This is a genomic window from Microterricola viridarii (assembly GCF_001542775.1).
GTDB classification, from domain to species: Bacteria; Actinomycetota; Actinomycetes; order Actinomycetales; family Microbacteriaceae; genus Microterricola; species Microterricola viridarii_A.
The window spans coordinates 2,189,431-2,215,272 of record NZ_CP014145.1; the positions used below are offsets into that span (position 1 = coordinate 2,189,431).

The 25,842-nt window shown below is 68.5% G+C and carries 29 protein-coding genes; 9 read left to right on the forward strand and 20 right to left on the reverse strand.

What is annotated here, in order from left to right; translation table 11 throughout:
• Positions 1-388 precede the first annotated feature (388 nt).
• From AWU67_RS10080 to AWU67_RS10090, 4 genes are all read right to left on the reverse strand, one after another.
• Positions 389-1,231 carry a DarT ssDNA thymidine ADP-ribosyltransferase family protein gene (locus AWU67_RS10080; protein ID WP_067228479.1) on the reverse strand — a complete coding sequence of 281 codons (843 nt, stop codon included), beginning with the start codon at positions 1,229-1,231 and terminating at the stop codon, positions 389-391.
• A gap of 403 nt (positions 1,232-1,634) precedes the next feature.
• A complete protein-coding gene (locus tag AWU67_RS17530; protein ID WP_199922280.1) occupies positions 1,635-2,003 on the reverse strand; it encodes a hypothetical protein in 369 nt (122 codons plus the stop codon).
• The gene (locus AWU67_RS10085) at positions 1,967-3,076 is read right to left on the reverse strand and encodes an MATE family efflux transporter (protein WP_199922281.1); all 1,110 of its coding nucleotides are present in this window, start codon (positions 3,074-3,076) and stop codon (positions 1,967-1,969) included. The genes AWU67_RS17530 and AWU67_RS10085 overlap by 37 nt, the downstream gene beginning before the upstream one ends.
• Before the next feature lie 93 nt (positions 3,077-3,169).
• Positions 3,170-3,613 carry a MarR family winged helix-turn-helix transcriptional regulator gene (locus tag AWU67_RS10090; RefSeq protein ID WP_067228482.1) on the reverse strand — a complete coding sequence of 148 codons (444 nt, stop codon included), beginning with the start codon at positions 3,611-3,613 and terminating at the stop codon, positions 3,170-3,172.
• A gap of 150 nt (positions 3,614-3,763) precedes the next feature.
• On the opposite strand from AWU67_RS10090, the gene AWU67_RS10095 reads away from it, so the two are divergent.
• A complete protein-coding gene (locus AWU67_RS10095) occupies positions 3,764-4,048 on the forward strand; it encodes a GNAT family N-acetyltransferase (protein ID WP_067228485.1) in 285 nt (94 codons plus the stop codon).
• Positions 4,049-4,070: 22 nt separating this feature from the next.
• On the opposite strand, the gene AWU67_RS10100 is transcribed toward AWU67_RS10095, so the two are convergent.
• The 4 genes from AWU67_RS10100 to AWU67_RS10115 all read right to left on the reverse strand — a co-directional run bounded on the left by AWU67_RS10100 (position 4,071) and on the right by AWU67_RS10115 (position 7,443).
• Positions 4,071-4,997, reverse strand: coding sequence for an LLM class F420-dependent oxidoreductase (locus AWU67_RS10100; RefSeq protein WP_067232566.1), 927 nt, complete (start codon positions 4,995-4,997; stop codon positions 4,071-4,073).
• 136 nt (positions 4,998-5,133) lie between these two features.
• Positions 5,134-5,619 (reverse strand): hypothetical protein, encoded by a 486-nt coding sequence (locus tag AWU67_RS10105; RefSeq protein ID WP_067228488.1) that lies wholly within the window; start codon positions 5,617-5,619, stop codon positions 5,134-5,136.
• 54 nt (positions 5,620-5,673) lie between these two features.
• On the reverse strand, positions 5,674-6,093 hold the full coding sequence (locus tag AWU67_RS10110; RefSeq protein ID WP_067228490.1) for a hypothetical protein: 420 nt from the start codon (positions 6,091-6,093) through the stop codon (positions 5,674-5,676).
• 120 nt (positions 6,094-6,213) lie between these two features.
• Entirely contained in the window at positions 6,214-7,443 is a 1,230-nt protein-coding gene (locus AWU67_RS10115; RefSeq protein WP_067228493.1) for a lipase family protein, read from the reverse strand.
• A 150-nt stretch (positions 7,444-7,593) separates the two neighbouring features.
• On the opposite strand from AWU67_RS10115, the gene AWU67_RS10120 reads away from it, so the two are divergent.
• Positions 7,594-9,075, forward strand: coding sequence for a SulP family inorganic anion transporter (locus tag AWU67_RS10120; RefSeq protein WP_129586688.1), 1,482 nt, complete (start codon positions 7,594-7,596; stop codon positions 9,073-9,075).
• A 45-nt stretch (positions 9,076-9,120) separates the two neighbouring features.
• Here AWU67_RS10120 and AWU67_RS10125 read toward each other — a convergent pair whose 3' ends face one another.
• The 10 genes from AWU67_RS10125 to AWU67_RS10170 form a co-directional block, all read right to left on the reverse strand.
• Entirely contained in the window at positions 9,121-9,504 is a 384-nt protein-coding gene (locus AWU67_RS10125; RefSeq protein ID WP_067228497.1) for a RidA family protein, read from the reverse strand.
• A 30-nt stretch (positions 9,505-9,534) separates the two neighbouring features.
• The gene (locus AWU67_RS10130) at positions 9,535-10,779 is read right to left on the reverse strand and encodes a M20 family metallopeptidase (protein ID WP_067228500.1); all 1,245 of its coding nucleotides are present in this window, start codon (positions 10,777-10,779) and stop codon (positions 9,535-9,537) included.
• 3 nt (positions 10,780-10,782) lie between these two features.
• Positions 10,783-11,943, reverse strand: a complete 1,161-nt coding sequence (locus AWU67_RS10135) for an aminotransferase class V-fold PLP-dependent enzyme (protein ID WP_067228502.1) — start codon at positions 11,941-11,943, stop codon at positions 10,783-10,785.
• Positions 11,944-12,019: 76 nt separating this feature from the next.
• Positions 12,020-12,334 (reverse strand): L-rhamnose mutarotase, encoded by a 315-nt coding sequence (locus tag AWU67_RS10140; protein ID WP_067228505.1) that lies wholly within the window; start codon positions 12,332-12,334, stop codon positions 12,020-12,022.
• Positions 12,331-13,131, reverse strand: a complete 801-nt coding sequence (locus AWU67_RS10145) for an amidohydrolase family protein (RefSeq protein ID WP_067228507.1) — start codon at positions 13,129-13,131, stop codon at positions 12,331-12,333. Before AWU67_RS10145 ends, AWU67_RS10140 begins: the two co-directional genes overlap by 4 nt.
• A complete protein-coding gene (locus AWU67_RS10150) occupies positions 13,128-14,162 on the reverse strand; it encodes a Gfo/Idh/MocA family protein (protein ID WP_067228510.1) in 1,035 nt (344 codons plus the stop codon). Before AWU67_RS10150 ends, AWU67_RS10145 begins: the two co-directional genes overlap by 4 nt.
• 62 nt (positions 14,163-14,224) lie before the next feature.
• Positions 14,225-15,235, reverse strand: a complete 1,011-nt coding sequence (locus AWU67_RS10155; protein WP_129586689.1) for a substrate-binding domain-containing protein — start codon at positions 15,233-15,235, stop codon at positions 14,225-14,227.
• A 119-nt stretch (positions 15,236-15,354) separates the two neighbouring features.
• Positions 15,355-16,410, reverse strand: a complete 1,056-nt coding sequence (locus AWU67_RS10160; protein ID WP_067228514.1) for an ABC transporter permease — start codon at positions 16,408-16,410, stop codon at positions 15,355-15,357.
• On the reverse strand, positions 16,407-17,216 hold the full coding sequence (locus tag AWU67_RS10165; protein WP_067228516.1) for an ATP-binding cassette domain-containing protein: 810 nt from the start codon (positions 17,214-17,216) through the stop codon (positions 16,407-16,409). The genes AWU67_RS10160 and AWU67_RS10165 overlap by 4 nt, the downstream gene beginning before the upstream one ends.
• Before the next feature lie 153 nt (positions 17,217-17,369).
• Positions 17,370-17,873, reverse strand: a complete 504-nt coding sequence (locus AWU67_RS10170; RefSeq protein ID WP_067228519.1) for a helix-turn-helix domain-containing protein — start codon at positions 17,871-17,873, stop codon at positions 17,370-17,372.
• Positions 17,874-18,163: 290 nt separating this feature from the next.
• On the opposite strand from AWU67_RS10170, the gene AWU67_RS10175 reads away from it, so the two are divergent.
• The 4 genes from AWU67_RS10175 to AWU67_RS10190 all read left to right on the forward strand — a co-directional run bounded on the left by AWU67_RS10175 (position 18,164) and on the right by AWU67_RS10190 (position 22,918).
• Complete coding sequence (locus tag AWU67_RS10175) at positions 18,164-19,708, forward strand: hypothetical protein (RefSeq protein WP_067228521.1); 1,545 nt, start codon at positions 18,164-18,166, stop codon at positions 19,706-19,708.
• A gap of 172 nt (positions 19,709-19,880) precedes the next feature.
• Entirely contained in the window at positions 19,881-20,612 is a 732-nt protein-coding gene (locus AWU67_RS10180; protein ID WP_067228523.1) for a TetR/AcrR family transcriptional regulator, read from the forward strand.
• The gene (locus tag AWU67_RS10185) at positions 20,605-21,465 is read left to right on the forward strand and encodes a 3-hydroxyacyl-CoA dehydrogenase (RefSeq protein ID WP_067228525.1); all 861 of its coding nucleotides are present in this window, start codon (positions 20,605-20,607) and stop codon (positions 21,463-21,465) included. The genes AWU67_RS10180 and AWU67_RS10185 overlap by 8 nt, the downstream gene beginning before the upstream one ends.
• A 280-nt stretch (positions 21,466-21,745) precedes the next feature.
• The gene (locus tag AWU67_RS10190) at positions 21,746-22,918 is read left to right on the forward strand and encodes a MarP family serine protease (RefSeq protein ID WP_067228528.1); all 1,173 of its coding nucleotides are present in this window, start codon (positions 21,746-21,748) and stop codon (positions 22,916-22,918) included.
• 13 nt (positions 22,919-22,931) lie between these two features.
• Here the strand turns inward: AWU67_RS10190 and AWU67_RS17195 are convergent, their stop codons facing one another.
• Positions 22,932-23,474: a DUF2510 domain-containing protein gene (locus AWU67_RS17195; RefSeq protein ID WP_067228530.1), complete on the reverse strand. Its 543-nt coding sequence runs from the start codon at positions 23,472-23,474 to the stop codon at positions 22,932-22,934.
• Between the two features lie 273 nt (positions 23,475-23,747).
• Here AWU67_RS17195 and AWU67_RS10200 point away from each other — a divergent pair, with 273 nt between their 5' ends.
• From AWU67_RS10200 to msrA, 3 genes are all read left to right on the forward strand, one after another.
• A complete protein-coding gene (locus AWU67_RS10200; protein WP_067228532.1) occupies positions 23,748-24,203 on the forward strand; it encodes a pyridoxamine 5'-phosphate oxidase family protein in 456 nt (151 codons plus the stop codon).
• Between the two features lie 141 nt (positions 24,204-24,344).
• Positions 24,345-24,857: a peptide-methionine (R)-S-oxide reductase MsrB gene (gene msrB / locus AWU67_RS10205; RefSeq protein WP_067228535.1), complete on the forward strand. Its 513-nt coding sequence runs from the start codon at positions 24,345-24,347 to the stop codon at positions 24,855-24,857.
• Positions 24,854-25,375 carry a peptide-methionine (S)-S-oxide reductase MsrA gene (gene msrA, locus AWU67_RS10210; RefSeq protein ID WP_067228537.1) on the forward strand — a complete coding sequence of 174 codons (522 nt, stop codon included), beginning with the start codon at positions 24,854-24,856 and terminating at the stop codon, positions 25,373-25,375. Before msrB ends, msrA begins: the two co-directional genes overlap by 4 nt.
• Positions 25,376-25,384: 9 nt before the next feature.
• Here the strand turns inward: msrA and AWU67_RS10215 are convergent, their stop codons facing one another.
• Positions 25,385-25,771 carry a DUF7715 family protein gene (locus AWU67_RS10215; RefSeq protein WP_067228540.1) on the reverse strand — a complete coding sequence of 129 codons (387 nt, stop codon included), beginning with the start codon at positions 25,769-25,771 and terminating at the stop codon, positions 25,385-25,387.
• Between the last annotated feature and the right edge of the window lie 71 nt (positions 25,772-25,842).

Consider the following 25,842-nt stretch of genomic DNA (forward strand, 5'->3'; position numbering starts at 1 on the left):
TCCCGCCGAGCCCCAGCCCCCGCTGGTTGAGCTTGTCGAAGCCCCACGGCATTTGCCCGCTGGTCGAGTAGGCCCGCCAGGGCCGTATCGAGACCCGGCTTCCAGCGTGAAACCACCCCAGGCCCGAGGTCTCGATACGTTCGTTCCTCGCTACTCGACCAACGGGTCCCGCCGAGCCCCCGCCCCCGCTGGTCGAGTAGGCCCGCCAGGGCCGTATCGAGACCCGGCTTCCAGCGTGAAACCACCCCAGGCCCGAGGTCTCGATACGTTCGTTCCTCGACCAACGGGACGAGAGAGCTTGCGACCGAAGCCAACACCGCCGATACGCCCGCCAACGCAGAAGACCCGCCCTCTCTCGAGGGCGGGTCTTCTGCGGAACGGGCCGAAACTACTCGGCGATGTCCTCGGTGGCCTGGAACCACGGCGGGTACACGGCGACCTTGGTCTTGTGACCGGCGGACGCGAGGATGCCGCGCACGGTCTCCCGCACCTTGTCATTCGCGACGCCGATGAGCGAGATCTGCTCGAACGGGAACGTGTCGGCGACGAGCACCTCTGCGCCCAGGATGGCGTCGGACTCGTCGTCGGCGCGCAGTCGCTTCAGCATCCGCTCCGCCTCGGCCTTGTCGGTGGCGAAGCTCGTGAGCAGGCCGACGGCGTCGCCGTCGGACACGGCGAATCCGCCGAGGCTGCCGTCTGCGGCATCCGTCACCTCGGCGTCGGCAGCAGCAGCGGCCTGGGCCGTGGCCGCCTCAAAGGCGTGCTTGACGGTGCTGACCAGCAGCACGAACTCGGACGCGGCGTAGCCGAGTGCCTCAAGGGTGAGGCGCGGGTCGTCGTGGCCGGCGCGGATGCTGTTCCACACGTGGGCGTTCGGCGACAGGTAGAACGGCACGTAGTCGGCGACGACGCGGGGCCCGATGTCCTCGCTCAGCACGCGCTCGTCGACGGTCTTGGTGCGGCGCGCGTCGCGCACTCCGGCGGACGACACGTTCACCGGCGGCTTGGCGTAGTCGGCGAAGAGCTGGCCGGCCTTCAGGATGCTGGCCAGGTTGTCCACGTGGGTGACGTGGTAGATGCGCAGTTCGGCGACCTTGGTCGGGGCAGCCTCGACCTTGAGCGTCACGGGCGCGGCGCCCCGGCTTGTGGGCTTGGCCGTTGGGGCTTCACGCAACGAGGCTGGCTTCACCCGGGCCACGCGCTTGACCGGGGCCGTGACCGGCTCCGTCACAGGCGGGGGAAAGCACTGCGCGCAGAGACCGTCATCGAAACCATGGATACATTCGTCGCTCAAGGCAACCCTTCCGTCTGTGTTGCACTCGCCCACCCCGAGCAATTCAGCAGGCAAACCCGCCGTCCACTCGCACGGCGTTAAGTGCCAACCCTCTAGAGTACGCCGGATTCGATACGCGCACGCACCACTCGAGCTTGAAAGCGCGCGTTCTACCCCCGCTTCGGTGACACCGGCTGAGGCGTCTCTCGGTCATTTTCCGAAGCCGCGAGCACAATTGCTCGTGTCACGATCACCGGTCGTCTTGACTTCACTGAGTCTCGCGAACCGTCGGCGCTGGTCGGAATTTTTCACTGCTCTACTCCGAGAGAATCCCAATCGGATGCCGCACAAGCGGGGGCCACTATGCGGGCTGTTCCTCGAGCACGGCTTCAGCCCGCTCGGGGCTGCCCTCGGCCAAACCGCGCTCGATTGCTCGGCGTGATGCCATCCACAACATCAACCCGACGACGAGGACGGCGACTTCTGTGGCAGTCAGAGCCCAGATGATGCCGGTGAGTCCGAACCAGACGTTTCCGAGGATGACCACCGGAATGAACAGGATGCCTTGTGTCACGGACATGACACTGGCCGCGAGGGCGCGTCCGGTGGCTTGAAACAATGAGGTCACGAGTCCGGTGAAGGCGTTCGCAATCATCGCAACGAGCTGAGCGGTGAGGACGATGACGCCAATCGTCAAGACGGACGGGTCGGCGATGAAGGCTTCGAACACTTGATCACGGAACAGCAAATGACTGCCGCTGAGATGAGAGCGATGCCGCCGACTGCGATGGCGGACGTACGCAGCGCGCCAGAGAGACGATTCCCGTCGCCCTTGCCGTAGGAATAGGCCAGAAGCGGCAGAACCCCGAGCGTGACTCCCATCAGCAGGAACTCCGGGACCTGCGCGATGCGGACGGCAACGCCCATGGCCGCCAGGGGCCCATCGCCGTAGCCAGCCGCCAGGTTATTGAGCACCAGGGCCGTGACGATGAGAAAAGCAGACTGCAGCAACGTGCTGACGCCCACGCCGAGTACAGGCTTCACGACGGCGGGGGCGAGTGTGAACCAGCGCGGAGCAAGACTCGCGTTCTTGCTGTGCCTGGTCAGCCAGAAGGAAAAATAGAGCACCAAGACGAGGTTCGCCAGACCGGTCGCCAGCGCTGCTCCCGCGACGCCCCAGTGCAGCACGAGGATGAACAGGACGTCGAGCAGAAGGTTCATGATCGTGGAGGCGATGAGCCCGATCATGACCTGCCGTGCCGCGCCTTCCGCTCTGACCAACTGCTCAAGACACACGGCGGCGGCGAGCACAGGCACGAATGCGAGCAGGACGCCCACAAAAGCTCGTGTTGCAGGCACTGCTTCGCCACTGGCGCCGAGCATGGTCACGATGGGGTCCAGAAAAATCAGCCCGACGGCACCGATCGCGGCACCGGTCAGAACCGCACCCCAGAAGGAGAACGCGGAAACGCGCTTGATGTCAGCTGCGGCGGTTTCGTCACGCTCTGCGGCGCCCAGCAGCCGTGAGACAAGGGCGCCGCCGCCGACGCCGAAGACGTTGCCGACCGCCATGACGAGTCCCAGGATCGGCGAGCCCAGCGTGATTGCCGCCAGCAGGACGGTGATGTGCAGCGACCCGACGATGCCGGCGTTGATGAGGTTGTAGACGGCTCCGACAAGCATCGCGGCCGCCATGGGCACGCAGAGATGTATCAGGGACCGGACAATGGGGGCAGAGGACAGGAACCACCGGTTCCGGTCGGCGACTCCGGCGGGAGGCTCGTGGATTGTTGGTGCGCTCATTGCGGACTCCCTTCCGGGCAGGGTCGAGCGCGCGCCGACGATCGCCGGCACGGCTGAGAAATGTGTGGGTGTGGGGCGGGTGAGCCCGTGCTGCTATCTGGTGGGCCGCGGCAGCTCTGCGGTGATCTTGGTCAGCAAAGCGTGAAGCGTGGCTCGCTCCGACTCGTCGAGGGGAGCAAGGATCATCTGCTCTGTGGCGGCCATTGCATCCTCGAACCCACTGATAAGCGTGGCTCCAGCGGGCGTTGCATAGACGTTCTTGCTGCGTTCGTTGCCCGCCTCGCTGCGGCGCTCGATGAGCCCTCGAGCCTCAAGCCCCTGCAGGAGGCTTGAAACACTGGCCGCAGTGGTCCGCGATACCTTCGCAATGTCACGCTGGATGGCACCGGGGTTCTGGACGAGGTATCCGAGCACGAAGCTCTGCGCGTGGCTCAGCTCTCGCTCGCGGATCCAGTCTTCGCCCGCCTTCATCTGCGCCCACCCGACCCAGCGAAACAGGTCGAGAGTGGTGGAGACGGGTTTCATCGGTTCATCCATAGTTAGAACTCTAACGATTCGATTTCTAACTGTCAACAAGTGGCGCAATCAGGTGCAGACGACTATCGATCTCGAGTGATGTCACCTTCGCAATACTGGCACTCTCGCGCCAAGCGGCCCCCGCCCCGAAAGGCCAACTAGTCTGAGGGCATGGCCCACACTTTTGCGAATGAAACGGATGCCAGCCGCTACGCCATGTACGACGGCACGACCCTGCTCGGCGTGCTGGATTACGCGGCGAACGACTCCGAGATCGCGCTGACCCGCGCCTTCACCCCGCCGCCGTTCCGCGGCAACGGCTACGCGGCCGATCTCATGGAGTTCGCCGTGAACGACATCGAGGCATCGAACGCCCTGCGTGTCGTGCCCAGCTGCTGGTACGCAGCCCAGTGGTTCGAGCGCAACCCCGACCGCGCCGGCCTGCTCAGCCGGTAGACCATTCCGCAGAGCGAAGACGTTAGGCGAAAGCGGGCACGACTTCGGCGGCGATGAGCTCCAGGTGCTCGAGGTCATGCATGTCCATGATCTGCAAGTAGACGGTTCCGACGCCGATGTCGGCGAGCGCGCCGAGCTTGTCGACGGCCTCCTGCACGCTGCCGCCGAGTGAATCGGCACGGAACTCGGCCGGGTCTTCGCCGATTGCCTCCGCACGGCGGCGGTACTCGGCCTCGCTCGCGCCGATGGCGGTCGTGATCGCCGTCGAGTAGATCATCGAGCCGGCGTCGCGCCCGGCCTCCGCGACCGCTGCCCGCACACGGGCGAAGGCGGCATCCGTGTCAGCGATCGGGCTGAAGGGCACGTTGTACTCGTCGGCGAAACGGGCGGCGAGACGCGGGGTGCGCTGGACCCCGGTGCCGCCGACGATGATCGGGACGCTCTGCTGCGCCGGCTTCGGCAGTGCCGGGGAGTCCCGCAGCGTGTAGTGCTTGCCGGCGTAGTCGAACCTGTCGCCGAGGGGCGTGTTCCACAGGCCGGTGATCACCTCGAGCTGCTCCTCGAGCAGGCCGAAGCGTTGCGCCGGGAAGGGCACTCCGAATGCGCTGTGTTCCGCGGCATACCAGCCGGTGCCGAGGCCGAATTCGACCCGGCCGCCCGACATCTGGTCGACCTGCGCCACCTGCACGGCGAGCAGTGCCGGGTGGCGGAATGTTGCCGAGGTGACCAGGGTGCCGAGTCGGATGCCGCTGGTCTCACGGGCCAGAGCGGCCAGCGTCAACCAGGCATCGGTTGGACCGGGCAGGCCGCCGTTCGGGGCGTCCATCTCGAGGAAGTGGTCGCTGCGGAAGAAGGCGTCGAAGCCGAGGCGCTCGGTCGCCTGCGCGATGGCGAGCTGGTCGTCGTAGCTGGCGCCCTGCTGGGGCTCGGTGAAGATTCGGAACTTCATGGCCCCACTCTGCCAGCTGAATTGCGGATGCCAGGTGAACTGCGCGGGCCAGTCGAACTGCACGGGCCGGTCGAACTGCACGGGCCGGCCGACCGATGCGTCCCACCGAACTGCACCCCGGTAGCCGCCAGCCGCATCAGGCAGACGCGCGCCGCTCGAGCAAGGCGATCTCGCGGCTGCCCGCCAGGCGCGAGATGGCCAGCAGGCGCGGCTCCACCAGCTGCTCCCTGGCCGCCGACTCCAGCTGCGCGTAGATCTCGATCGGCACCCACAGCGCCACGCCGGCCGCGCCGGTGCTGGCCCGGGTCAGGGCCGACTCGGTGGCCGCCCGGAGCTCACCGAACGGTCGCGGCACGGCCGTTCCGCTGGCCGCGGCCTCGGCGATGGCCTCGCGGGCGCGGTTGCGGATGCCGGCCAGCGCCGCCGTGTGCTCGTCGGCGAACCAGCACAACGTCGGCAGCTCCTCCACGGTGCCGCGGAACGCCCGGTCCGGCGCCGACCACACCACGCGGTAGCCGTAGTGCTCGCTCGGATCCTGCGCCGTGAGCGGTTCCGCCTGGAGCCGGGCGATGAGCGAGCTCAGCGCCTCGGCCGCGCGCCGGTCGCTCGCCTGGACGCTCATCTTCGGGCATCCGCTCGGCGCCGCGCGGGCTCATCACACGTGCGAAGGGCAGACTCAGAGGAGGTCATCGGGAGCCACCCAACGCACGCCGCGGTCATGGCTGACCAGTTGTGCGCGCACCGCGATGCCCGCGGCTGCACAGCTGGCGCCCAGCGCCCGCGCCCAACTGCGGTCCAGATGGGTGAGGCGCCGGCCGCCTGGGCGTTCCCAGACGAAGACGACCCGGGCCGCGCCGGCGCCTTCGACCGTCTCGCCGATCCGCGCGGCGAGGGACTCTGCGGCGCCGCCGTTCGGGGTGGTCGGGTAGTCGGCCATCGGGATGATGATCGGCAGCTGACGGTCGGCCTCATCGAGGAGAAGCATCCACCACTGCCGGCGGCAGGCTGCGCCGATCAGCTGTTCCACCCGTTCCTGCACCGCGGCATCGCTGTCGAGCGGTAAAAGCGTCAGTTCTTCTGCGTCGTGTGTGCTCATACCCCCATGCTGCGCGGCACGGCACCGGCCCGACCGGCCAGCTCCTCTGCTGTGGACAACCTCGGAGCAGATGGCGCTTGTGCGCAAGAGGCCACCGCGCCGCGCCGTCATCGACGGCAGCTAGCGCATATCACTCGGTGCGGCGTGCTGGGCGAGCCATCGCATCAACGCGGGCATTGCTCGCAGGGCGACCAAGGCGTGGCCGGTGTCAGGAATGACGTGGGATTCGACGTCGGCCCCCAGCGCCCGCTGCTCCTCGACAAACTCGGCGGTCAGCGCGGGCCGCACCAGGGTATCGCTCGCCCCTTGGGCGACGAAGAGCGGAACGGGGATGGCCGCGGCCCCCGGGGTGTTCTCGGCGAGGAGGGAGGCCCACGGCTCCGTCGTGGTGGGGTCGTGCGCGAGGAACCCGCCGATCAAAGGGCGGGCGATGACGTGCAGGGCGGAGTTCTGGCCGAGCAGGCACAGCGCGGCCATCTCCGGGAGAGCGGCGACACCCGCCGGCGTCAGGATCGCGTCGAGTCGGAGGCCTGGCTCGCTCGCCGCATAGGCGGACGAGTATGCGTCGAAGGCATACGCGCCGATCGTCACCCCTGACACATCGCCGATATCGGCGTTCAGCAGCCCTCCGAGCTCGGTCGCCGGGGCAGCGACGGCCACGGCCTGCAGACGCAGCTCCGGTGCGTAGGGGGCCGCGAGCTCGGCAGCGAACAGGGCGGCGTGGCCGCCTTGCGAATGCCCCCAGAGCGCGAGCCTGTCGCTCGCGCCCGCGGCGGCGAGCTGCCGGGCGGCCCGGGCCGAGTCCAGCACGTTGTGCCCTTCCGTCGTTCCGATGAGGAAGGATGCCGGCCCGGCCGAGCCCATGCCGGAATAGTCGCTGGCCGCGACGACATAGCCGGCATGCACGAGGTCGCGCAGGCCCTCGATCACGTCGAAAGGGTCGATTCCGCTTGAGGGGGCGCAGCGGGCGGCTGTGCCCGTCGTCGGATGCCCCCAGGCCACGACCGTTCGGCCGCCCGGCGGGGCTGCGGCGTCTGGGGCGGCGATGATCCCAGAGACGAGGATGTCGGCGCCGGCCCGGTCGGTCGAGTAGTACAGCACGCGCCAGCCGCGCATCCCGTCCGGCGCGCTCGCCAGCTCCTCGCTGCGCACGAGGGTTCCCGGTGCCGCAGAACGCACGGTGGCGGGGTGGTCGTAGAACGCCTGTTCGCCGCGCTGCTCGGCCGCGCCGGCATCCAGCCGCCTCACCAGCGTTGCCGCATCGCTGACGAGCGCGAGCGACAGGCCCGCGACCACGATGAGCAGCAGCGCGCGCAGCAGCCAACGGGGCTCTCGCGCTGCGGGGATCATGCTCGACTGCCCTCCATTCACTGGCCGGTGCGCGGTGTGATCAAAGCCGGGAATCGGGTTCACCCTAGCTTCCGCCACCGCAGCGTGCCAGTGCGCAACAGGCCACCCCCTACGCTGGATCGAGTGGCTCCTCCCCCCAAAAAACCCGCAGTGACCGCGCCCTCCCTGAGCGCCCCGCAGACCGTTGCGGCCGTGCTGCGCAACCCCCGGGCGCTCAGTGTGGAGGTGCTGGCCGGAGTCGTCACGACGCTGGCCCTGATCCCGGAGATCATTTCGTTCTCGGTCATCGCCGGTGTCGACCCGCAGGTGAGCCTGCTGGCATCCGTCGTGTTGGTGATCTCGATGTCGTTCCTCGGCGGCCGCCCGGCCATGGTCACCGCCGCGGCCGGCGCCGTCGCCCTGGTCGTCGGCCCGCTGGTCAAGGAGCACGGTGTCGAGTACCTGCTTCCCACCGTGATCCTGGCCGGCATCGTGCAGATCCTGTTCGGCGTCACCGGCCTCGCCCGCATCATGCGCTTCATCCCGCGCTCGGTGATGCTCGGCTTCGTGAACGCCCTCGGCATCCTGATCTTTGTCACCCAGGTGCCGCACCTGCTCGACGTGCCGTGGCTGGTGTACCCGCTGTTCGCGGTGACGGTGCTGATTGTGCTCGGGCTGCCCCGCCTCACCACGGCCGTGCCCGCCCCGCTGGTGGCGATCGTGGTGGTGACCGCGATCACGATGATCGCCCACCTGTCGGTGCCGACGGTCGCCGACGAGGGCGCCATCGGCGGCCCCCTGCCCGGCATCACCGAGCTCGCCGTGCCCCTGAATCTGGACACGCTCGCCCTGATCTGGCCGACCGCGCTGAGCGTCGCGTTCGTGGGGCTGATGGAGACGCTGCTCACCGCGAAGCTCGTCGACGAGATGACCGACACCCGCTCGAACAAGGGCCGCGAGTCGTGGGCGCTCGGCCTCTCGAACATCCTGGCGGGGTTCTGGGGCGGCATCGCCGGCTGCGCGATGATCGGTCAGACCGTGGTGAATGTGAAGCTCGGCCGGGCCCGCACCCGCATCTCCACTCTCGTCGCCGGTGTCACCCTGCTCGTGCTCGTCACCGCGTTGAGCGACCTGATGGCACAGATCCCGATGGTGGCGCTGGCCGCCGTGATGATGATCGTCGCCGTCAAGACGGTCAACTGGCACAGCGTGGCCCCGGCCACCCTGCGCCGGATGCCGCTGCCGGAGACCCTCGTCATGCTGTCGACCGTGCTCATCGTCGTTGTCACGCAGAACCTCGCCATCGGGGTGGCGGCCGGCGCGGTGCTGGCCATGGTGTTGTTCGCCCGGCGGGTGGCGCACGTGGTCACCGTGCGGCGGGCCCTCAGCTCCGACGGCAACAGCGCGCACTACACGGTGAGCGGCCCGCTCTTCTTCGGCAGCTCCAACGACCTGGTCGAGCAGTTCAGCTATGGCGACGATCCGGCGGAGGTCACCATCGACTTCACCCAGGCGCAGATCTGGGATGCCTCGACGGTCGCCGTGCTCGACTCGGTGCAGCAGAAATACGCCGAGCATGCGGCATCCGTCAGCTTCAGCGGTCTGGACGAGCGCAGCACCGCACTGCACGGCCGGCTGAGCGGGCACCTCTAAGAGGCGGCGAGGCGGGCCGGTGCCCACCCCGCCACCGAGCGTTTGTCAGCGGCCGCCGGTGTAGGCGATCGCCTCGATCTCAACGGTGAAACCACCGGCGAGCGCAATGCCGAAGGTGCTGCGCGCCGGGCGGTGCTCACCGAACGCCGCGGCATACTCCTCATTGAAGACGGCGAAATTGCCGATATCGGTGAGCAGGCACATCGTGCGCACGACGTCGTTGAGGTCGGCGCCGCCCTCGGCGAGCACACTCCTCAGGTTGGCCAGCGCCTGTCGAACTTCCTCACGGAAGTCGGCCGGGGTCTCGCCGGTCTGGGGGTTCAGGCCGACCTGCCCGGCCGTGAAGATGTAGTCGCCGGCCAGCATGGCTTGCGAGTAGGCACCGCCGGGTGCCGGGGCCTCCGCGGTGAACAACGGTTTCATGGTCATGAGTCTCTCCTCGCGTGGGGTGGTGTGGCTCTAGCCACAGAAATCGACGGCGATGCGCGCGTACATGCGGGCAGCCTGGTGCACGCTCTCGACGCTCACGTACTCGTTTGGGCCGTGGGCGCAGGTGAGCACGCCCGGCCCGAAGGAGGGCAGCGTGGGGATGCCGAGCTCCGAGTACCAGGGGGCGTCTGTTCCACCGGGGAACACCGCCAGCGGCGGCGCCTCGCCCAGCACGTCGAGGGCGGCGGCCTGGGTGGCGGCGACGAGCGGGTGTTCTGCATCCATCTCGCTCCACGGGATCCAGTCGAGACCCGGCTCGAAGCTGTACTCGACGACGAGCTCGGGGTCGGCGGCCCGGCATCCCTCCAGCCAGCGCTCGATGCCCTCGGCGACCTGTTGCTTGGTCATGCCGGGGACGGTGCGCAGATCGCAGGCGAACTCGGCTCGCCCCGGGACCACGCCGAAGAAGGTGCCGCCGTCAAGCATGACGCCGGTGTTCAGCGTGGGGCCGACGCCGCCGAGCGGGTGCGCCGTGAACGGCAGCTCGAGTTCAGATCCGATCCGGGTCATCAGCTCGGCCAGTTTGAGCGAGGCGTTCACCGACGGCATCCGGTCGGAGAGGCTCGAGTGCATCTGCGTTCCCGTGACGATGACCCGGAAGCAGCACACGCCGCGCGAGACGAGGTGGATGCCCTGCCAATCGTGCTCCCAGCCGCTCGGCTCGCCGATCAGGATCGCATCGACGTCCTCGACGAAGGGCGCAACGTACTTGGCCCCGAGCTGGGCGCCTGCCTCCTCATCGGCGATCATGCCGATGACCAGGTCGCCGCGCAGCGGTGTGCCCGTCTCCTTGATGGCGCGGGCGGCGAAGATCATCGCCGCCACGGCAGCCTTCATGTCGGTCGCGCCGAGGCCGTAGATGTTTCCGTCTCGGTGCGTCGCATCCAGCGGCTCGGTGGTCCAGAGCCCCCGCGCTTCGCCGACCGGCTTCGTGTCGGTGTGCCCATTCAGCATCAGGGTGCGCCCGCCGCCGCTCCCGCGCATCCGCAGGAACAGACTGGGGCGTTCCTCCGACGGACCGATCACGCTGAGCTCGCCGAGGCCGAACTCGGTCAGCCGCTCGCTCAGGAACGCGACGATCGCGCGCTCGTCGGCGTGCGGCGGGATCTGGCTGTCGATGGCGATGAGCTGCTCCACGAGCTCAATGAGCTCGTCGCGCCCGGCGTCGAGGTAGCCGTCGATCAGCTCGGTGTGTGTCGTCGTTGTTGCGGTCATGGTTCAGACTCCCGTCGTCTCGAATTCGTGGATCGTCGCGGCGACGCCGTCGACGAAACGGCCGACGTCTTCTCGGCTGTTCATCACGTGGAAGGAGGCGCGCACGCGGCCGTCCCCGCCCCAGACCAGCACGCCGCGCTCGGCCAGCCGGGCGGCGAATCGCTCGCCGGCCGGGTGCAGAAAGGCCAGGTTCCCTGCCGAGCGTGCCGGGTCTGCCGGGGTGATCACGTCTGCGCCGAGTTCCACGAGCGCCGCGCGAGCCTCTGCGACGAGGGCGAGTGCGTGCGCCTCGACCTTGTCGATGCCGAGCTCGAGGATGGTGTCGATGCCCGCACCGAGCCCGGCGATGTCCGCGAGCGCGGGAGCGCCCATCTGGAATCGGGTCGCATCGACGTTCCAGTCCAGTTCCTCGAAACGGTCCTCGGTGAAGATGTTGCCGAGGGAGCGCCAGCCGACGTTGCCGGGGCGGAAGTCGGGCAGAAGCTCCTGATTCCAGATCACGACGCCGACGCCGTACGGGCCGAGGGTCCACTTGTAGGAGGCGCTGATGGTGATCGCGGCGTGCTGCAGGTCCATGTCGATGACGCCCAGAGAGTGCGAGACATCCACGAGGAGCGGGATGCCGGCGGCGCGCGCGAACCGGCCGATTCCGTCCAGGTCGTGGCGGAGGCCGTTCACATAGCCCACGTGGCTCACGGCGATGGCAACGGTGCGCTCGTCACACGCGGCCTCGAGCGAGGCCGTCGGCATCTCCCAGTCGGCGGCGCGGGGCACGACCCGCACCTCGAGCCCGAACTGGCGCAGCCGGAGCCAGGGCGCGAAGACCGCGGGGTGTTCGTACTCATTCACGACGATGTTGTCGCCCGGCTTCCAGTCCCAACCGTTGGCGACGGCGCTCCACGCGGTCGAGGCGTCGCCGAGCAGCGCGACCTCGCTCGCCGAGCGATGGGTCAGCTCCGCGATGCTCCGCCGGGTCTGGTCCTCGGCGGCGAAGAGCACCTCGCGGCCGCGCTCCCCCATGCTTTTGGCCCGGTAGGAGCCGACGATGGCCCGTTCGACGCGGGCGAGCGCCGGTGAGTGCGCTCCGGTGTAGAGATAGGACTCAGCCTCGAGATTGATGAAGCTGTCTCGGTCCAGCAGCGGCCGATCGCCGGAGCGTTCCATGTTGTTCCTCACGTTGATGTGTTGCGGGCAGTGAATGGGCACCGTCAGAGACGGGCGGCGCCGAGGGCGGGCCGGGTCACGGCATCCGCCAGATCTCCGGCGCGAAGAGCAGCTCGCCGTTCTCGTCGAGTGGGTCGTGCATGAGGCGGCGGATGTACGCGCTCCAGCGACGGTTCGCCGGGTCTGCATCGAGTTCGGCGAAGGCCTCGTCGAGCGGGCGAGTGCTCTGCCCCCATGCGATCACGGTGTGACCGCGGCGGAAGAGGGAGTAGTCCTGGATGCCGGCGGCGCGCATCGCGTCGACGACGCCCGGCCAGACCTGCTCATGTTCCTGCTCGTAGAGCGCGATCGTGCCGGGCAGGAGCTCGAACGTGTAGCAGAAGCGGTTCATGGCGTGTCCTTGCCGCAGAGGGTTCGCAGGGTGCCGCCGAGAATCTGGGCGCTCTCGGCGGGGGTGAGTTGCTCGGCCAACCATGCGGGGACGGCGAACAGCTCCTCAGCGCGCACCGTGTCGAGCCCAGGCGCGAAGTCGGATCCCCACAGCATCCGCGCGGCCCCGAAGCACTCGAGCACGGCCAGCGCCGTCTCCCGCGCGCCGTGGTGCGGCGCGACGGGGTCGATCGCGTACAAACCGGAGAACTTCACGGTGACCGACTCGGCCGTGTGCAGGGCGAGCAGGGACGCGTTCTGATCGGCCCAGCCCGCCGCCGCCCCCGGCAGACCCAGGTGGCTGATCAGCACCCGCACGGTGTCCAGCGCACGGATGCGCTCGGACGCGTCGCGCAGCCCCTCGGGGGTGGCGTTGACGCTGAGCAGGGCCGACCGGGCGCCGAGCAGGCTCCAGAGCTCGTCGCCGAAGGCGTCGATGAGCGCGCCGTCGTCACCGAGGTAGATGCTGAAACCGGCCGCACCGGCGTCCAGGGCTGCCTCGGCGGCGGCGATTGAGAGCGGGCGCTCCGGGTCGAGGTGAAGGAGCGGCGTCACCCAACCGAGCTCCCGCCCCAGCCCCAGCACGTACTCGTTGTTGCCGTGGAAGCGCGGCTGGCCCTCGTAGCCGACGACGAGGGCATCGTCGATGCCGTGCACGGCCCGCAGCGCCTCGTAGTCGGCGAGTTCAGCGCCCGGCTCGCGCGTGCCGTGGTAGCCGGTTTCGAAGAGGTGGATGTGGGCGTCGAAGCGGCCGCTCATGCGGGGCGCCCTTCGCCGTGTGGCTCAGGCCCGGTCGCGCTGGACTCCGCCGCCTGAATGATGCGGTGTGCAAGCGCGAGGCCATCGATGGCCTCGCCGAGTGTCGGGCCGGCGGGCGCGATGCCGAAACGGATCGCGTCGACGAAGGCGCGAACCTCCTCGCCCAGTGCGCCGTGGCTGCCGCCCGGCGTCAGCGTGTCGTCCACGGCCGCGGCTGACGGGCCGAAGTCTGAGACGCGGGCGCCAAGCGAGAGCGAGAGCGCACCGCTGTCGCCGATCACCTCGAGCGCGTCGGGCAGGCCGCCGGCACCGGCGAGCGACCAGGACACCTGGAACGACCAGATCGACCCCGAGTCGGTCTCCACCTCCGCCCAGACGACGGCTGGCTGCGCGCGCCCGGCGATGCGCAGTTGGCGCGCGGTGACGGATGTCGGCCTCGAGCCGTCCAGCCAGAGCGCCAGGTCGATGTCGTGCACCATCGTCATCAACACGGGGTGCACATCGGGGAAGAGGCTGTCGTGCTCGATGGTGCGGTGACGGCGGAAAGAGAGCGCGCGGGGTGTGCCGACGGCGCCCGCTGCGAGCCGGTTGGCGAGCTCGCGGTAGGGCGCGGCGAAGCGCAGGATGTGTGCGGGCAGAACGAAGCCGGCCGCCTGGTCTGCGGCATCCGCCAGCGTGATCGCCTCATCGGCACGCAGCACGACGGGCTTCTCGAGCAACACGCTCGCCCCCGCGCGGAGGGCCGCGATGGTCGGGGCGAGGTGATGGGCGCCAGCGGTGGCGATCGAGACGCCGTCGACCTGCTCGGCCGCGAGCAGCTGCTCGATCGAGGCGTACGCCGCCGGCGCCCCGGTGCGCGCAGCCACCGCGCGTGCCCGTTCGACGTTGCGGTCGACGATGGCAACGAGGCGGCAGTCGGGGTTCGCCCGGTACGCATCCGCGTGGAGCTCGCCGAACTGGCCGGCACCGACAACGGCCACCCGCACGCCGTCGCGATGCTGCGTTGTGTGCGGGTGGCCGTTATCAGTCATGCTGCGTCGTCTCTCTCAGTGCCGCTGGTGGGTTGTGTGCTGGTGGTGGGTGTAGTGCTGGGTCAGCAAGTCGGGACGTAGATGTAGCGCTGGGCCTCATCGCTGTCGACGTTGTCGCGGTCGATGATGAACGCGGTCACGTACTCCTGGTACTCCAGCGAGGCGGGGTCGAGGCTTCCGTCGACGATCTTGGCGATGCGCTCGACGGAGTCGTAGCCGAGACCGTACGGGTCCTGCGCCACCAGTGCGTCGTAGATGCCGGCCTTGAGGTCGGCGACCTGCGAGGGATCGGCGTCATAGGCGACGAGCTTGACCACACCGGACTTGTTGGCGGCCTGGATCGCGGCCGAGGCACCGGCGGAGGCCGGGGCGAGCGTCGTGTAGATGCCGACGAGATCGGGGTTCGTGATCGCGGCTGCAGCCTTCTGCGAGGCTTTGGCCTGGTCCGCCTCGGAGTACTCGGTCGGCAGAACGGTGACATTCGGGTAGGCCTCGGCCATGCGCTCGGCAAAGCCGTCGACGCGCTCGGCGTTCGCTGCGACACCGGGGAAGGAGGCGATCACGAGGACCGTGCCCTTCTCGCCGATCGCCGCGGCGAGTGCGTCAGCGGCGAGTGCGCCGGCGCTCAGGTTGTCGGTGCGGATGTTCTGCATCTCGACCGGCTCGTCGAGGCTGCCATCGACCGTGATGACCGGAATCCCGTCGCCCGCGATGTTCTCGACCGTCTCGATCAAGCCCACCGGGTCGGTCGGAACCAGCACGAGGCCGGCCGGTGATCCCTGTACCGCCGCGTTGATGAGCGGGGTCTGGGTCTGCAGATCCCAGTTGGCGTCACCCTGCCAGTCGAGGTCAACGCCGTACTTGTCTGCGGCAGCCTCGGCGCCGCACTGCATGACCTGGAAGTAGGTTGCTGTCATCTGGGCGGCCACGAAGGCGACGGTCGGCTTGGCGCCGTCGGCTCCTCCCGCGTCGGGCGTTGTGCCTGCCGCGCTGCATGAGGTGAGAGCGAGTGCGATGACGGATGCGGCACCGATGACGCTTCCGCGGCTGATGAGTTTCATATTGCGAGACACTGTTCCTCCTTGTTAGATGTGCTGCTGGGTGGCTGATGGTGCGTGCAGGCAGCACCGACCGCGAGGTGCTCTCGCGAGCGGTGTGCTGTGCGGGTCGGATGCGATGCGGCTGGTCGTCGCTACTTGCTCTGCGCCCTGCGCCGCTGGTCGATGCCGACGGCGATGAGCAGGATGACGCCGGTGACGACCAGCTGGTAGAACGAGCCGACGCGCATGATGACGAGGCCGTTGATGAGGATCGCCGGGATGATCGCCGCGATCATGGAGCCGAGGATCGAGGCCCGGCCGCCGAAGAGGCTTGTGCCGCCGATGACGACTGCGGCGATGGCGGCCAGCGCGTCGCCCTGGTGCCCCTGGATGTTGGTGGTGAGGAAGCGCGAGATGTCGATGAAGCCGACGAGTCCGGCGATGCCGCCCATGATGACGAAGAGTTTGACGCGCTGACGACGGATGTTGATGCCGGCGCGTTCGGCCGCCCGCAGCGAGGAGCCCATGCCGAGGGTGTGCACGCCGAATCGGAGCTTCGTCATCGCGAACCAGGCGACCAGTCCAATCACGACGGCGATGACGGCCGGAATTGGGATGATGCCGAAGAGGTCGGCGGAGCCGAAGCCCTTCTGCATCTCGCGCGGAAGCGAGCTCACGTTGATGCCGCCGGTCACGATGTAGGCGATGCCGCTTCCGGCGCTCATCATGGCGAGCGTCACGATGAAGGAGCTCACTCGCAACATGTTGACCAGCGCGGCGTTCACGATTCCGAAGAGCACCCCGGTGACGACCGCGGCGAGGAAGCCGAGAAGGATCGCCGTCGCGGCGTTGCTGTAGTCGCCGGCCAGGATCTCTTCCGGGGTGCCGCCGACGAAGGTGATCACCTTCGCGGCCACGACGGAGGAGAGAATGACGTTCGCGCCGATCGAGAGGTCGAGTTCACCGGCCCCGACGAGGAAGGTCATGCCGACCGCGAGCAGGATCAGTTGCGCAGAGTCCAGCGCGAGGTTGCGGAAGTTGCCGGCGCTCAGGAAGACGCCGTTCGGCGAGAGCACGCCGAAGAGGAGGATGAGGACGGTCACGACGATGGCGATCATGAACGCCGTCGACGTCACGACCCGACGCGTCGCGCTCGGTTCGCTGCTGTCGAAGGTGACAGCGCCCGGGGGTGTCTGGGTCTGGGTCATGCGGCTTCTCCTTCTGAGGCGTCTGCCTGGGCAGAGAGCATGGTCGTGAGCACGTCGACGAGCTGAAGACCGGCCGTCGGCATCTGGGCGACGACCTGGCCGTGCCGCATGATGGCGATGCGGTCGGCGAAGTCGAGCATCTTGGGAATGTCGTGGGAGACGAAGATGACGGCGAGGTCGCGGTCGGCGGCCGCACGCACCGCGTCGTAGACCATCTTCGTCTGCTTGGTTCCGAGGGCAGCGGTCGGCTCATCCATGACGATCGCGGCCGTCGCCCACATCACGGCGCGGGCCACCGCGATTGCCTGGCGCTGGCCGCCGGAGAGGGCGCTGACCGGGGCGGTCAGGGAGGGGACCTGAGCGCCGAGCAGGCTCATGGCCTCCTTCGTGCGCTCGCGCATCGCCGCCTCGTCCACCTGGCCGATGAGGCGGCCGGGACCCTTGATGAGCAGCTCGCGGCCGAAGAAGAAGTTCTGGACGACGGAGAGGTCCGGAGCCTGCGCGAGGTCTTGGTAGACGATCTCGATGCCGAGTTCGCGGGCGTGGCGCACCGAGCTCACGTTGACGCTCTCACCGCGCAGGATGAGCTCGCCGGCATCCGCGGAGTGCACTCCGGCGATCACATTCGAGAGAGTCGACTTGCCTGCGCCGTTGTCGCCGATGAGCGCGAGGACCTCGCCGGGGTAGGCACGAAGCGACGCTCCACGGAGCGCCTGGACATGGCCAAAGCTCTTCGTGATGCCGCGGGTTTCAATGACGGGCATGATGCCCGCGCTGTGTTCCGCCGGGGGGAAGCCGGAATCCATAGCAGTCTCCAATTGACTAACATCTTTGTTCGTTCTACTTACACACCGTTCGCTCTACCGAACGACATTAGCTAAGCAGACGTTGGATGTCTGGTCAATGGCCTCTTGCCGAATCCTTGTTACGTTCGCGTAAACGAATCGGCTGGCGCGACCTCAGACGGCGCTGGGGTACTGCTGGATGACGACGAGCCGGCCGCCATTCTCACGCGCGTGGTAGAGGTGCACCTGATCGGCCCTGAACGTCAGCATGTCACCGGGCGCGAGCAGCACCGCCGCGCCATCCGGGCCAACCTCCACGAGACCCTCCACGCAGATCACGCGTTCAACCACGCCGGGCGCATTGCCGCGCGAATCACGGTGGGCATTGGCCGCGAGCGTGACGATCGACACCTCCACCTCGCCGGAGTTCCGCCAGCCCGCCATGAGCTGGGCGATGAAGGCATCACCCTCCCTGGCGATCACGGGAGCCTCGACGAGGCGCTTGAACTCCGTCTCGCCGACGCCGGCCTGCCCGATGAACAACCCACCGAGCGAGACGTGGAGCGTCTTCGCCAGTGCCCACAGGGTGTCGAGCGAGGGGTTGCCGTTGCCGCGCTCCAGCTCCGACACCGTCGACTTGGAGATGCCGGCTTCGCGGGCGAGGGCGGAGACGCTCATCCCCCGCCGCTCGCGCCACGTTCGGATGTTGCTCGCGAGCGGTGAAGAAGGCTGGCTTTCATTCATAGTGTCGGCTATATTACATATCCATCAACCGTTCGCTCTACCGATCGATCTGTTTTGCCGGATTCCCGGCCATTTCGAGGAGACGATTGATGTCACAACGTAGTCACACCACCGTGAGCGGTCGAGTTACCGTGCTCGGAGCGGATCAGCACCCGCACGCCGCATCGCGCTTGTCCGAGCAGTGGCCCCAACTGGAGTGGATCCCGGCAGCGTCGGGAGCGCCTGTGCCCGACACGATGCCGACGATCGAGCTGCGTGTAAGCCCCGCCTTGCCGGAGGGCGCATTCCGGATCGAGGTGGATGCGGCCGCCGCGCCCCGGATCCGCGTCCTGGGCGGTCCGTACTCCGGCGTCATCTACGGCGTCGAGGAGCTGGTGCAGCGCCTCGGCGTGGCAGAGCCGGGCAGCGTCCGCGTGCCCGTGACAAGCCTCGAGCGTCGGCCGAAGCTGGCGTACCGCACCTTCTGGACCTGGGACCACTCGACCAACTGGGAACTCAATCAGATCGGCCACCAAGAGATCGGGGTGTTCAACCCGTACGGAAAGCCGCCGGGCGGCTTCCTCAAGGACTACAAGCGGATGGTGGACTTCTGCAGCCAGAACCAGATCGCGGCCATCGTGATCTATGGCTTCTTCCGAGACTCACACGGCGGGGTCGAGGCCGCGCAGGAGCTCACCCGCTACGCCAAGGAGCGCGGCGTGCGCATTCTGCCCGGCGTCGCAATCGGGGCATACGGCGGCGTCTATTGGGAAGGGAACAACCAGTACAACCTGGCAACCTGGCTCAACAAGAACCCCGGCTTCGCGGCAGACATGGAGCGCGGGGTCGGCTTCCAGCTGCAAGACCTCAGCTTCCCACTCAACTTCCCGCGCAGCGACTACACCCGGACGGCCTGCCCATCCGAGCCGGCGAACATCGAGTGGATGGCGGACGCACTGGCCTGGCTCGTCGAGACCGTCGACCCCGGCGGCATCAACATCGAGGGCGGGGATTACGGGGTGTGCGGATGCCCGCGCTGCGTGGCGCGGCGCGGCGAGCGAGAGGCGGCGAGCCGGCGTGACGACGACGCCGAGTTCTGGTCGCACGCCGACATGGCCGACAACTTCCCCCGCCTCTTCGACGCAGCCCGCTCCGCCGGCGACGACCTCTGGCTCTACTGCGAGCTGCAGTGGGACAACCTGCTCGACCCCGCGGCGCACGCGCCGCTGGAGTCGCTGCCGGCCGGCGGGATCTACCAGCACACCTTCAATCGCGGCTACTGGGACCGGGCGAAGAGCGAGTTGACGCCCGAACACATCGCAGCGCTCCCGACGACGAACAACGTCATCCGCAGCCAGTTCGCCTGCCAGTGGAACGGCGACGAACGCACCGAGCGCTATGCGTTCAACGCGCCGGTCTTCGCCGAACTCGCCCAGAAGGCCGCCGAGGTCAACATGCAGGGACTCACCGTGTGGGGCGAGCCATCGCCGTTCCACGTCTCGACGGAACTGAGCTACCTGGCGTTCGGCCGCTTCAGCTACGACCCCTCGCTCACCTGGGAGCAGTTCGTCGCAACGGATGTCGCATCTCGCGTGGGCGGCGCCGCCGCAGCGGAGTCGTTCATCGGTCTCATGCAGGAGCTGGACGCCCAACCAGCCCTCGACCCCCGGCGCCTGCTGTCCATCCGGGCCGAGGCCGTCGACGCGGCGAGCAGCCAGTCCGGCGACGCCGTCCGGCGCTGGCTGTGGCTGGCAGACCGCGCCAACCAGCGCTCCTACATGGGGTACTGAGCGCGGCAGATGCGGCGGTACGGGGCGTGCGGCGAGTGCACGCGCCGCCCCGCCGCCTCTTCGCGGTCGGCCGCCGCGGCTCCCGCGAAAAGGAGTACACTCATAAATGAGTTCACTCAGTTTTTAGCGGATGCGGGCGAGAGCCCGCGCAGTCGAGCGAGGTGGTGCAGCGATGTCAACAGTCCCTCACCCGAACTCCGGCGGGCGCCGCGAGCGCAACAAGAGTGACAAGCAGCAGCGCATCTTCGACGCCGCCGACGCCCTCTTCGCCGAGCGCGGCTATGCCGCCGTCACCACCCAGCAGATCGCCGAGCGCGCCGACGTGGCCGCCGGCACCGTGTTCCGCTACGCCTCCAGCAAGGCCGAGATGCTGCTCATGGTGCACAACCAGCGCTACCGTCGCGCGATCGAATACGCCGAGCTTCACCTGCCGCCGGCCGGGCACCCCGGCGAGCGCCTCGCGGCGTTGCTCACCCCGCTCGTGCACTTCGGCCGGCTGAACGACGAAAACACCGCCGCCTACGGGCAGGCCATGCTCTTCGGCAGCTCGCACGAGACCTACCGCACCGAGGCGCTCGAGCTGATGGAGCGTTTGCAGCAGCGAGTGGCCGAGGTGCTCGCCACCGCCTGGCAGCTGCAGCACCCGGCATCCGCCGGGCAGCCCGCGCCGCCGACCCCGGATGCCGCGCCCGCCGCCCGCGCCATCTACGCCGCGTTCTTGTTTGCGTCCATTCAGGCGACCAACACCGATATCACCGTCGAGCAGCAGCTCGCCGGCATCCTGAACCAGGTAGACGTGATCTCACGTGGCTACCTTCACCCCGCGCCGGCACACAATGCCACCAGCGCACCGAGCCGCACGACACGTCTGGCTAAACAGAGTAAGGAAGAAACACATGTCTGACATTCGCACCGTCACCGTGCTGGGAACCGGCGTTCTCGGCTCGCAGATCGCCTACCAGGCCGCCTACAGCGGCTTCGCGGTGACCGCCTACGACATCAACGACGCGGCCATCGAGGCCGCAGCGAAGCGCTTCGCCGGCCTCGCCGAGACGTACAAGACCGAGGTGACCGGCGCCGCAGACGGCAAGGCCGAGGCCGCCCTGCGCAATCTGACGCTGACCTCGAACCTGGCCGACGCCGTCGCCAACGCCGACATCGTGATCGAGGCCGTGCCGGAGAGCCTCGAGATCAAGCGCGACACCTACGCCAAACTGGCCGACCTGGCTCCGGCCAAGACCATCTTCGCCACCAACTCCTCGACCCTGCTGCCGAGCGACATGGTCGGCTTCACCGGCCGCCCGGAGCGCTTCCTCGCCATGCACTTCGCCAACCGCATCTGGGTGCACAACATCGCCGAGGTGATGGGCACGCCCTCGACCGACCCCGCCGTCGTCCAGACCGTGCTGGAGTTCGGCGCCGAGATCGGCATGGTTCCGGTCGAGATCAAGAAGGAGAAGGCCGGCTACCTGCTCAACTCGCTACTCGTGCCGTTCCTCAGCGCGGCCGGCGAACTGCTGGTCGACGGCATCGCAGAGCCCGCCGACATCGACAGCACCTGGCGCATCAGCACCGGCGCCCCGATGGGACCGTTCCAGATCTACGACATGGTCGGCCTCACCACCGCCTACAACGTGAGCGTCAACGGTGGGCCGAAGCAGCAGGAGTTCGCCGCGCTGATCAAGGAGCGCTACATCGACCAGGGCAAGCTCGGCCTCTCCACCGGCGAGGGCTTCTACAGCTACCCCGCCAAGTAGGGGCGGTCCCGTAGCGGGCGCTGCAGCATCGGCCCAGGAGGCAATAGTGAGCAAGGGAGGCCAGTTTCGAGAGAAACTGGCCTCCCTTGCTCACTATTCCCTCCGCAGCGGTCGCCACCCAGTTCAGGTGGCCCGCGTCCGGGTGCCCTCAGTTCTGGCATCGAGACAAGCGAGGCGACGGAGCCGCGTGCCCGGCGCTTTCCCAGCTGGGCGATGGCCGGATGCCGCAGAGTAGTAGTCTCTGCGGCATCCGGCCGTCTGTTCTTTATAAGGAGACCGCGTGACGAGCTCGCTCATCCTCGACATCGTGGTGGGCCTGATTCTGCTCGGCGCCGCGCTCTCCGGCTGGCGCGCCGGCCTGTTCCGCAGCGCGTTCGGCGCGCTCGGGCTGATCGCCGGTGGCGTCGCCGCCTACATGCTGCTGCCGCAGATCTCGGCATGGGCGCCCGCCCCCGAATGGCGCGCGGCGATCGTGATCGGCAGCGGGGTGCTGCTGCTCGTTGCGGGCAACGCGCTCGGCTCGCTCCTCGGCGGGCTGCTCGGCCGCGGCATGAAGGTCATCAAGCTGAGCGTGCTCGACCGCATCGCCGGTTTCGCGCTCAGCCTCGTCGCCACCGCCCTCGTGCTCGGCACGGTGGCGGGCGGCGTCGCCAGCATGGGCGTGCCGCCCGTCACGCAGGCCATCGCCGGCAGCGCGACCCTCGGTTCCATCGACCGGATGACGCCCGACCCGGTGCGCTCGTTCCTCGCCGGCGTGCGCACCTCCGCCATGAACGACGCACTGCCCTGGGTGATCGACACGATCGCGCCGCCGGAGACCATGCCGCCGGCCGCGTCTGTCGATGCCGGCTCGCCCGCGCTGACGGCCGCCGCGGCATCCGTCGTGCGGGTCACTGGTACCGCCCCGGCCTGCGGCATCAGCCTGGTCGGCAGCGGCTTCGTCGTCTCGGACGACCGTGTCGTCACCAACGCGCACGTCGTCGCCGGCGTGGATGAGGCCGTGATCGAGGCCCCCGGCGAGCAACCGAAGACCGCCCGCGTCGTATACTACGACGCGGCGACCGACCTCGCCGTGCTCGACGTCGACGGGCTGGATGCCGCGCCGCTCGACCTCGGCAGCGCACTGTCGCGGGGAGCCGGCGCGGCCGTGCAGGGCTACCCGCTCGGCGGGCCGTTCCGCTCGCAGGCCGCGACCGTCGCCGAGGTGACGAGCATTCCGCGCACCGACGGCAGCTTCGGCCGCGAGGTGTACGCCCTGTCGGTCGAGATCCAGCAGGGCAACTCGGGCGGGCCGCTGCTCGACCAGAGCGGCGACGTCGTCGGCGTGGTCTTCGCCAAGTCCGCCGTCGACGGCGACATCGCCTATGCGCTGACCCTCAGCGAGCTGGCCCCGGTGGCCGCAGCGGCGCCCGGCCTGGCCGCGCCGGTGTCCTCCGGCGTCTGCACCGGCTAGGCGATTGCGCCGGCTAGGAGACTGAGCCCAGCAGCGCGGGCACCAGAATCGACAGCTGGCGGATCACGCCGAGAAGCCCCAGGATGAGCGCGGCGATGGAGAAGCCCAGACCCGTCTGCTTCGTAACTCCCTTTCCCTCCAGCGCCCGCGCGCGGGCCAGGCCCATCGCCCCGAAGATTATCCCCAGCGCGCTCGGAATCGCCACCGGATTGAAGATCATTCCGAAGAGTGCGAGCGCCAGCCCGGCATAGCCGAAGCCGTTGTTTCGGCGGACCGCGCGATCGGCCTCCTTGCGGCTGAGCTTCGCGGGCGGGTAGCTGACTGCCTGCTGGTACCCGTAGCCGGGCGCCGCAACGTAGCCCGGCGCGGCTGGATAGCCGGGCGCCGCAGGGTAGCCTGACGCGGCGGCATAGCTCGGAGGTGCAACAAAGGCCGGAGCGGCCGGAGCAACCGGCACGGCGGGCTTCGCATACTCGGTCCAGCCCAAGCCGTCCCACCAGCGCAGGGCCGTCGCATCGGCCGGATCCTGGTACCAACCCGCGACCGGTGTCTCCAAGTTGCTCCCCCTGCTCGTGCGCGGGTGCCGCGCGAAAGACGTCGTTGTCGTGCCCGCCGGCCCCTACCCTGCCGGCGTGCCCTCATTCTGCCGCACGCCTCGAGCTCTCTCGGCAGGCCGCGCGCCCCCTTTCGTGGGGCTGTCGGCAGCCGCCCGACACGCTGAGTTCGTCGGGAGCCCGCGACCGCGTGCGCTCCGCCGAAGTCTGCGAGCCGGGCCACCGCCGCGTGCTAGCGTGTGGCCACCGCTCGCCCTGCGTGGAAGGACTCCCCCGTGACCGCTTCGACCGGACACCCCGCGTTCACCCTCGACCCGGCCGACGACGTGCAGGCCCGCGCCCTCGCCCGGCTGCAGAGCGAGCAGATCGCGTGGTTCACGAGCATCCGCGACAGCGGCTTCCCACACGCGGTGCCGGTGTGGTTCCTCTGGTGGGAGGGCGAGCTGCTGGTGCTCAGCGAGCCGCAGGCGGTCAAGGTGCGGAACGTCCGCGGCAACGAGAAGGTGCTCGTGCACCTGGAGGCCGGCCGCGGCGGCGAACACCTCACCGTGCTGGCGGGCACGGCCACCATCTCGCCCGAGCCCACGAGTGCCTGGGTCGACCGCATCGGCGCAGAGTACGCGGCGAAGTACGGCCGGGGCCTGGCAGGCCTGAGCCTCGACATGTCGGGCATGGCCGCGCAGTACAGCACCGTCATCCGGATGACGCCTGCCAAACTCACCGCTTGGTAGCCGCCGCCGGGCGATGCCGGGGCCACCGGGGCCCGGAACTCACAGCCGGGGCACAGCCTTGCGGGAACACCACCGCCGCGGCATCCGTTCTCTACTGTGACGTCGCGGCCAGCGGCGCCGACTCATCGCAGGAGGAACACCGTGTCCACCGAGTACAGCAAGACACCAGAGTCGCTTGCCCACCTCACCGAGGCTCAGCACCGAGTGACGCAGAGCGCAGGCACAGAGCCGGCTTACGACAACGCCTACTGGAACCACCACGAACCCGGGATCTACGTCGACGTCGTCTCGGGCCAGCCACTGTTCTCGTCTACCGACAAGTACGACAGCCGGACCGGATGGCCGAGCTTCACGAAGCCCATCGAGCCGGCCGCCGTCACCACGAAGCTGGACCGCGCGCTGTTCATGAACCGCACCGAGGTGCGCTCCAGCGGCGCCGACAGCCACCTCGGGCACGTCTTCGACGACGGCCCCGCAGCTGCCGGTGGTCTCCGCTACTGCATGAACTCCGCGGCGCTGCGTTTCGTGCCCGTCGCCGAGCTCGAGCAGCAGGGGTACGGTGAATACCGGGCCCTCTTCGAACCGGGTGCCGGGCCCAGCACAGCATCGTCCGCAGCACCACCCGCAGAATCCACGAGCAAGGAGCAGTCATGACCGCCGCAACCGAAACCGCCATCCTCGCCGGCGGCTGCTTCTGGGGCATGCAGGAGCTGATCCGCAAGCGCCCCGGCGTGCTCGCCACCCGGGTCGGCTACAGCGGTGGCGACGTGCCCAACGCCACCTACCGCCACCACGGCACGCACGCCGAGGCCATCGAGATCGTTTTCGACCCCAGCGTGACCAGCTACCGGGAGCAGCTCGAGTTCTTCTTCCAGGTGCACGACCCGACAACGCCGAACCGACAGGGCAACGACCGCGGCACCAGCTACCGCTCCGCGATCTTCACTCTGTCCCCCGAGCAGGAGGCCATCGCCCACGACACCATCGCCGATGTCGAGGCTTCCGGTCTCTGGCCCGGCAAGGTCGTGACGACGGTGTCTTCGGCCGGCCCGTTCTGGGAGGCCGAGGAGGAGCACCAGGACTACCTGGAGAAGTACCCGAACGGCTACACCTGCCACTTCGTGCGCCCCGGCTGGGTGCTGCCGAAGCGGGATGCCGCACCGGTCGCGTAACGTCGCTCCTCATCGCCGTACTCGCACACGATCGACACAACGCTCCACCACGATGCCGTCGCGCAGCGGCGCCGCGATCGCGAGGAGCCTGCGGGCGTGTGCGCGTGCGTCGAAGCCGCATGTGCACCCGCCGTTGACGCGCGCGTTGTGCGTCGTGTCGAGGGCGGCGGCGTAATCCGCGAGGGTCACGTCGTCGATGTCGCGCACCATCGCCGTCGTGGTCACCCCTTCGCTGAAGCAGCCCCTGAAGGTGATGCCGCAGTCGCACGGCCCGTACGGGAACCGGCGGCTTGTCGGGCATGGGTCCACCAGGTAGACGAGTTCTCCCTCGATCCCGTCCATGATGTCGCTGGGCCTGGCACCCTGTTTCCGCCCTGTTGCAACCAGGACTTTCATCGTTCTCTCCGCTCCGGCACGAGCGTTGTTCATCCAGTTGAATGCAGGCTACGCCGGGCCTCCGACAGCGG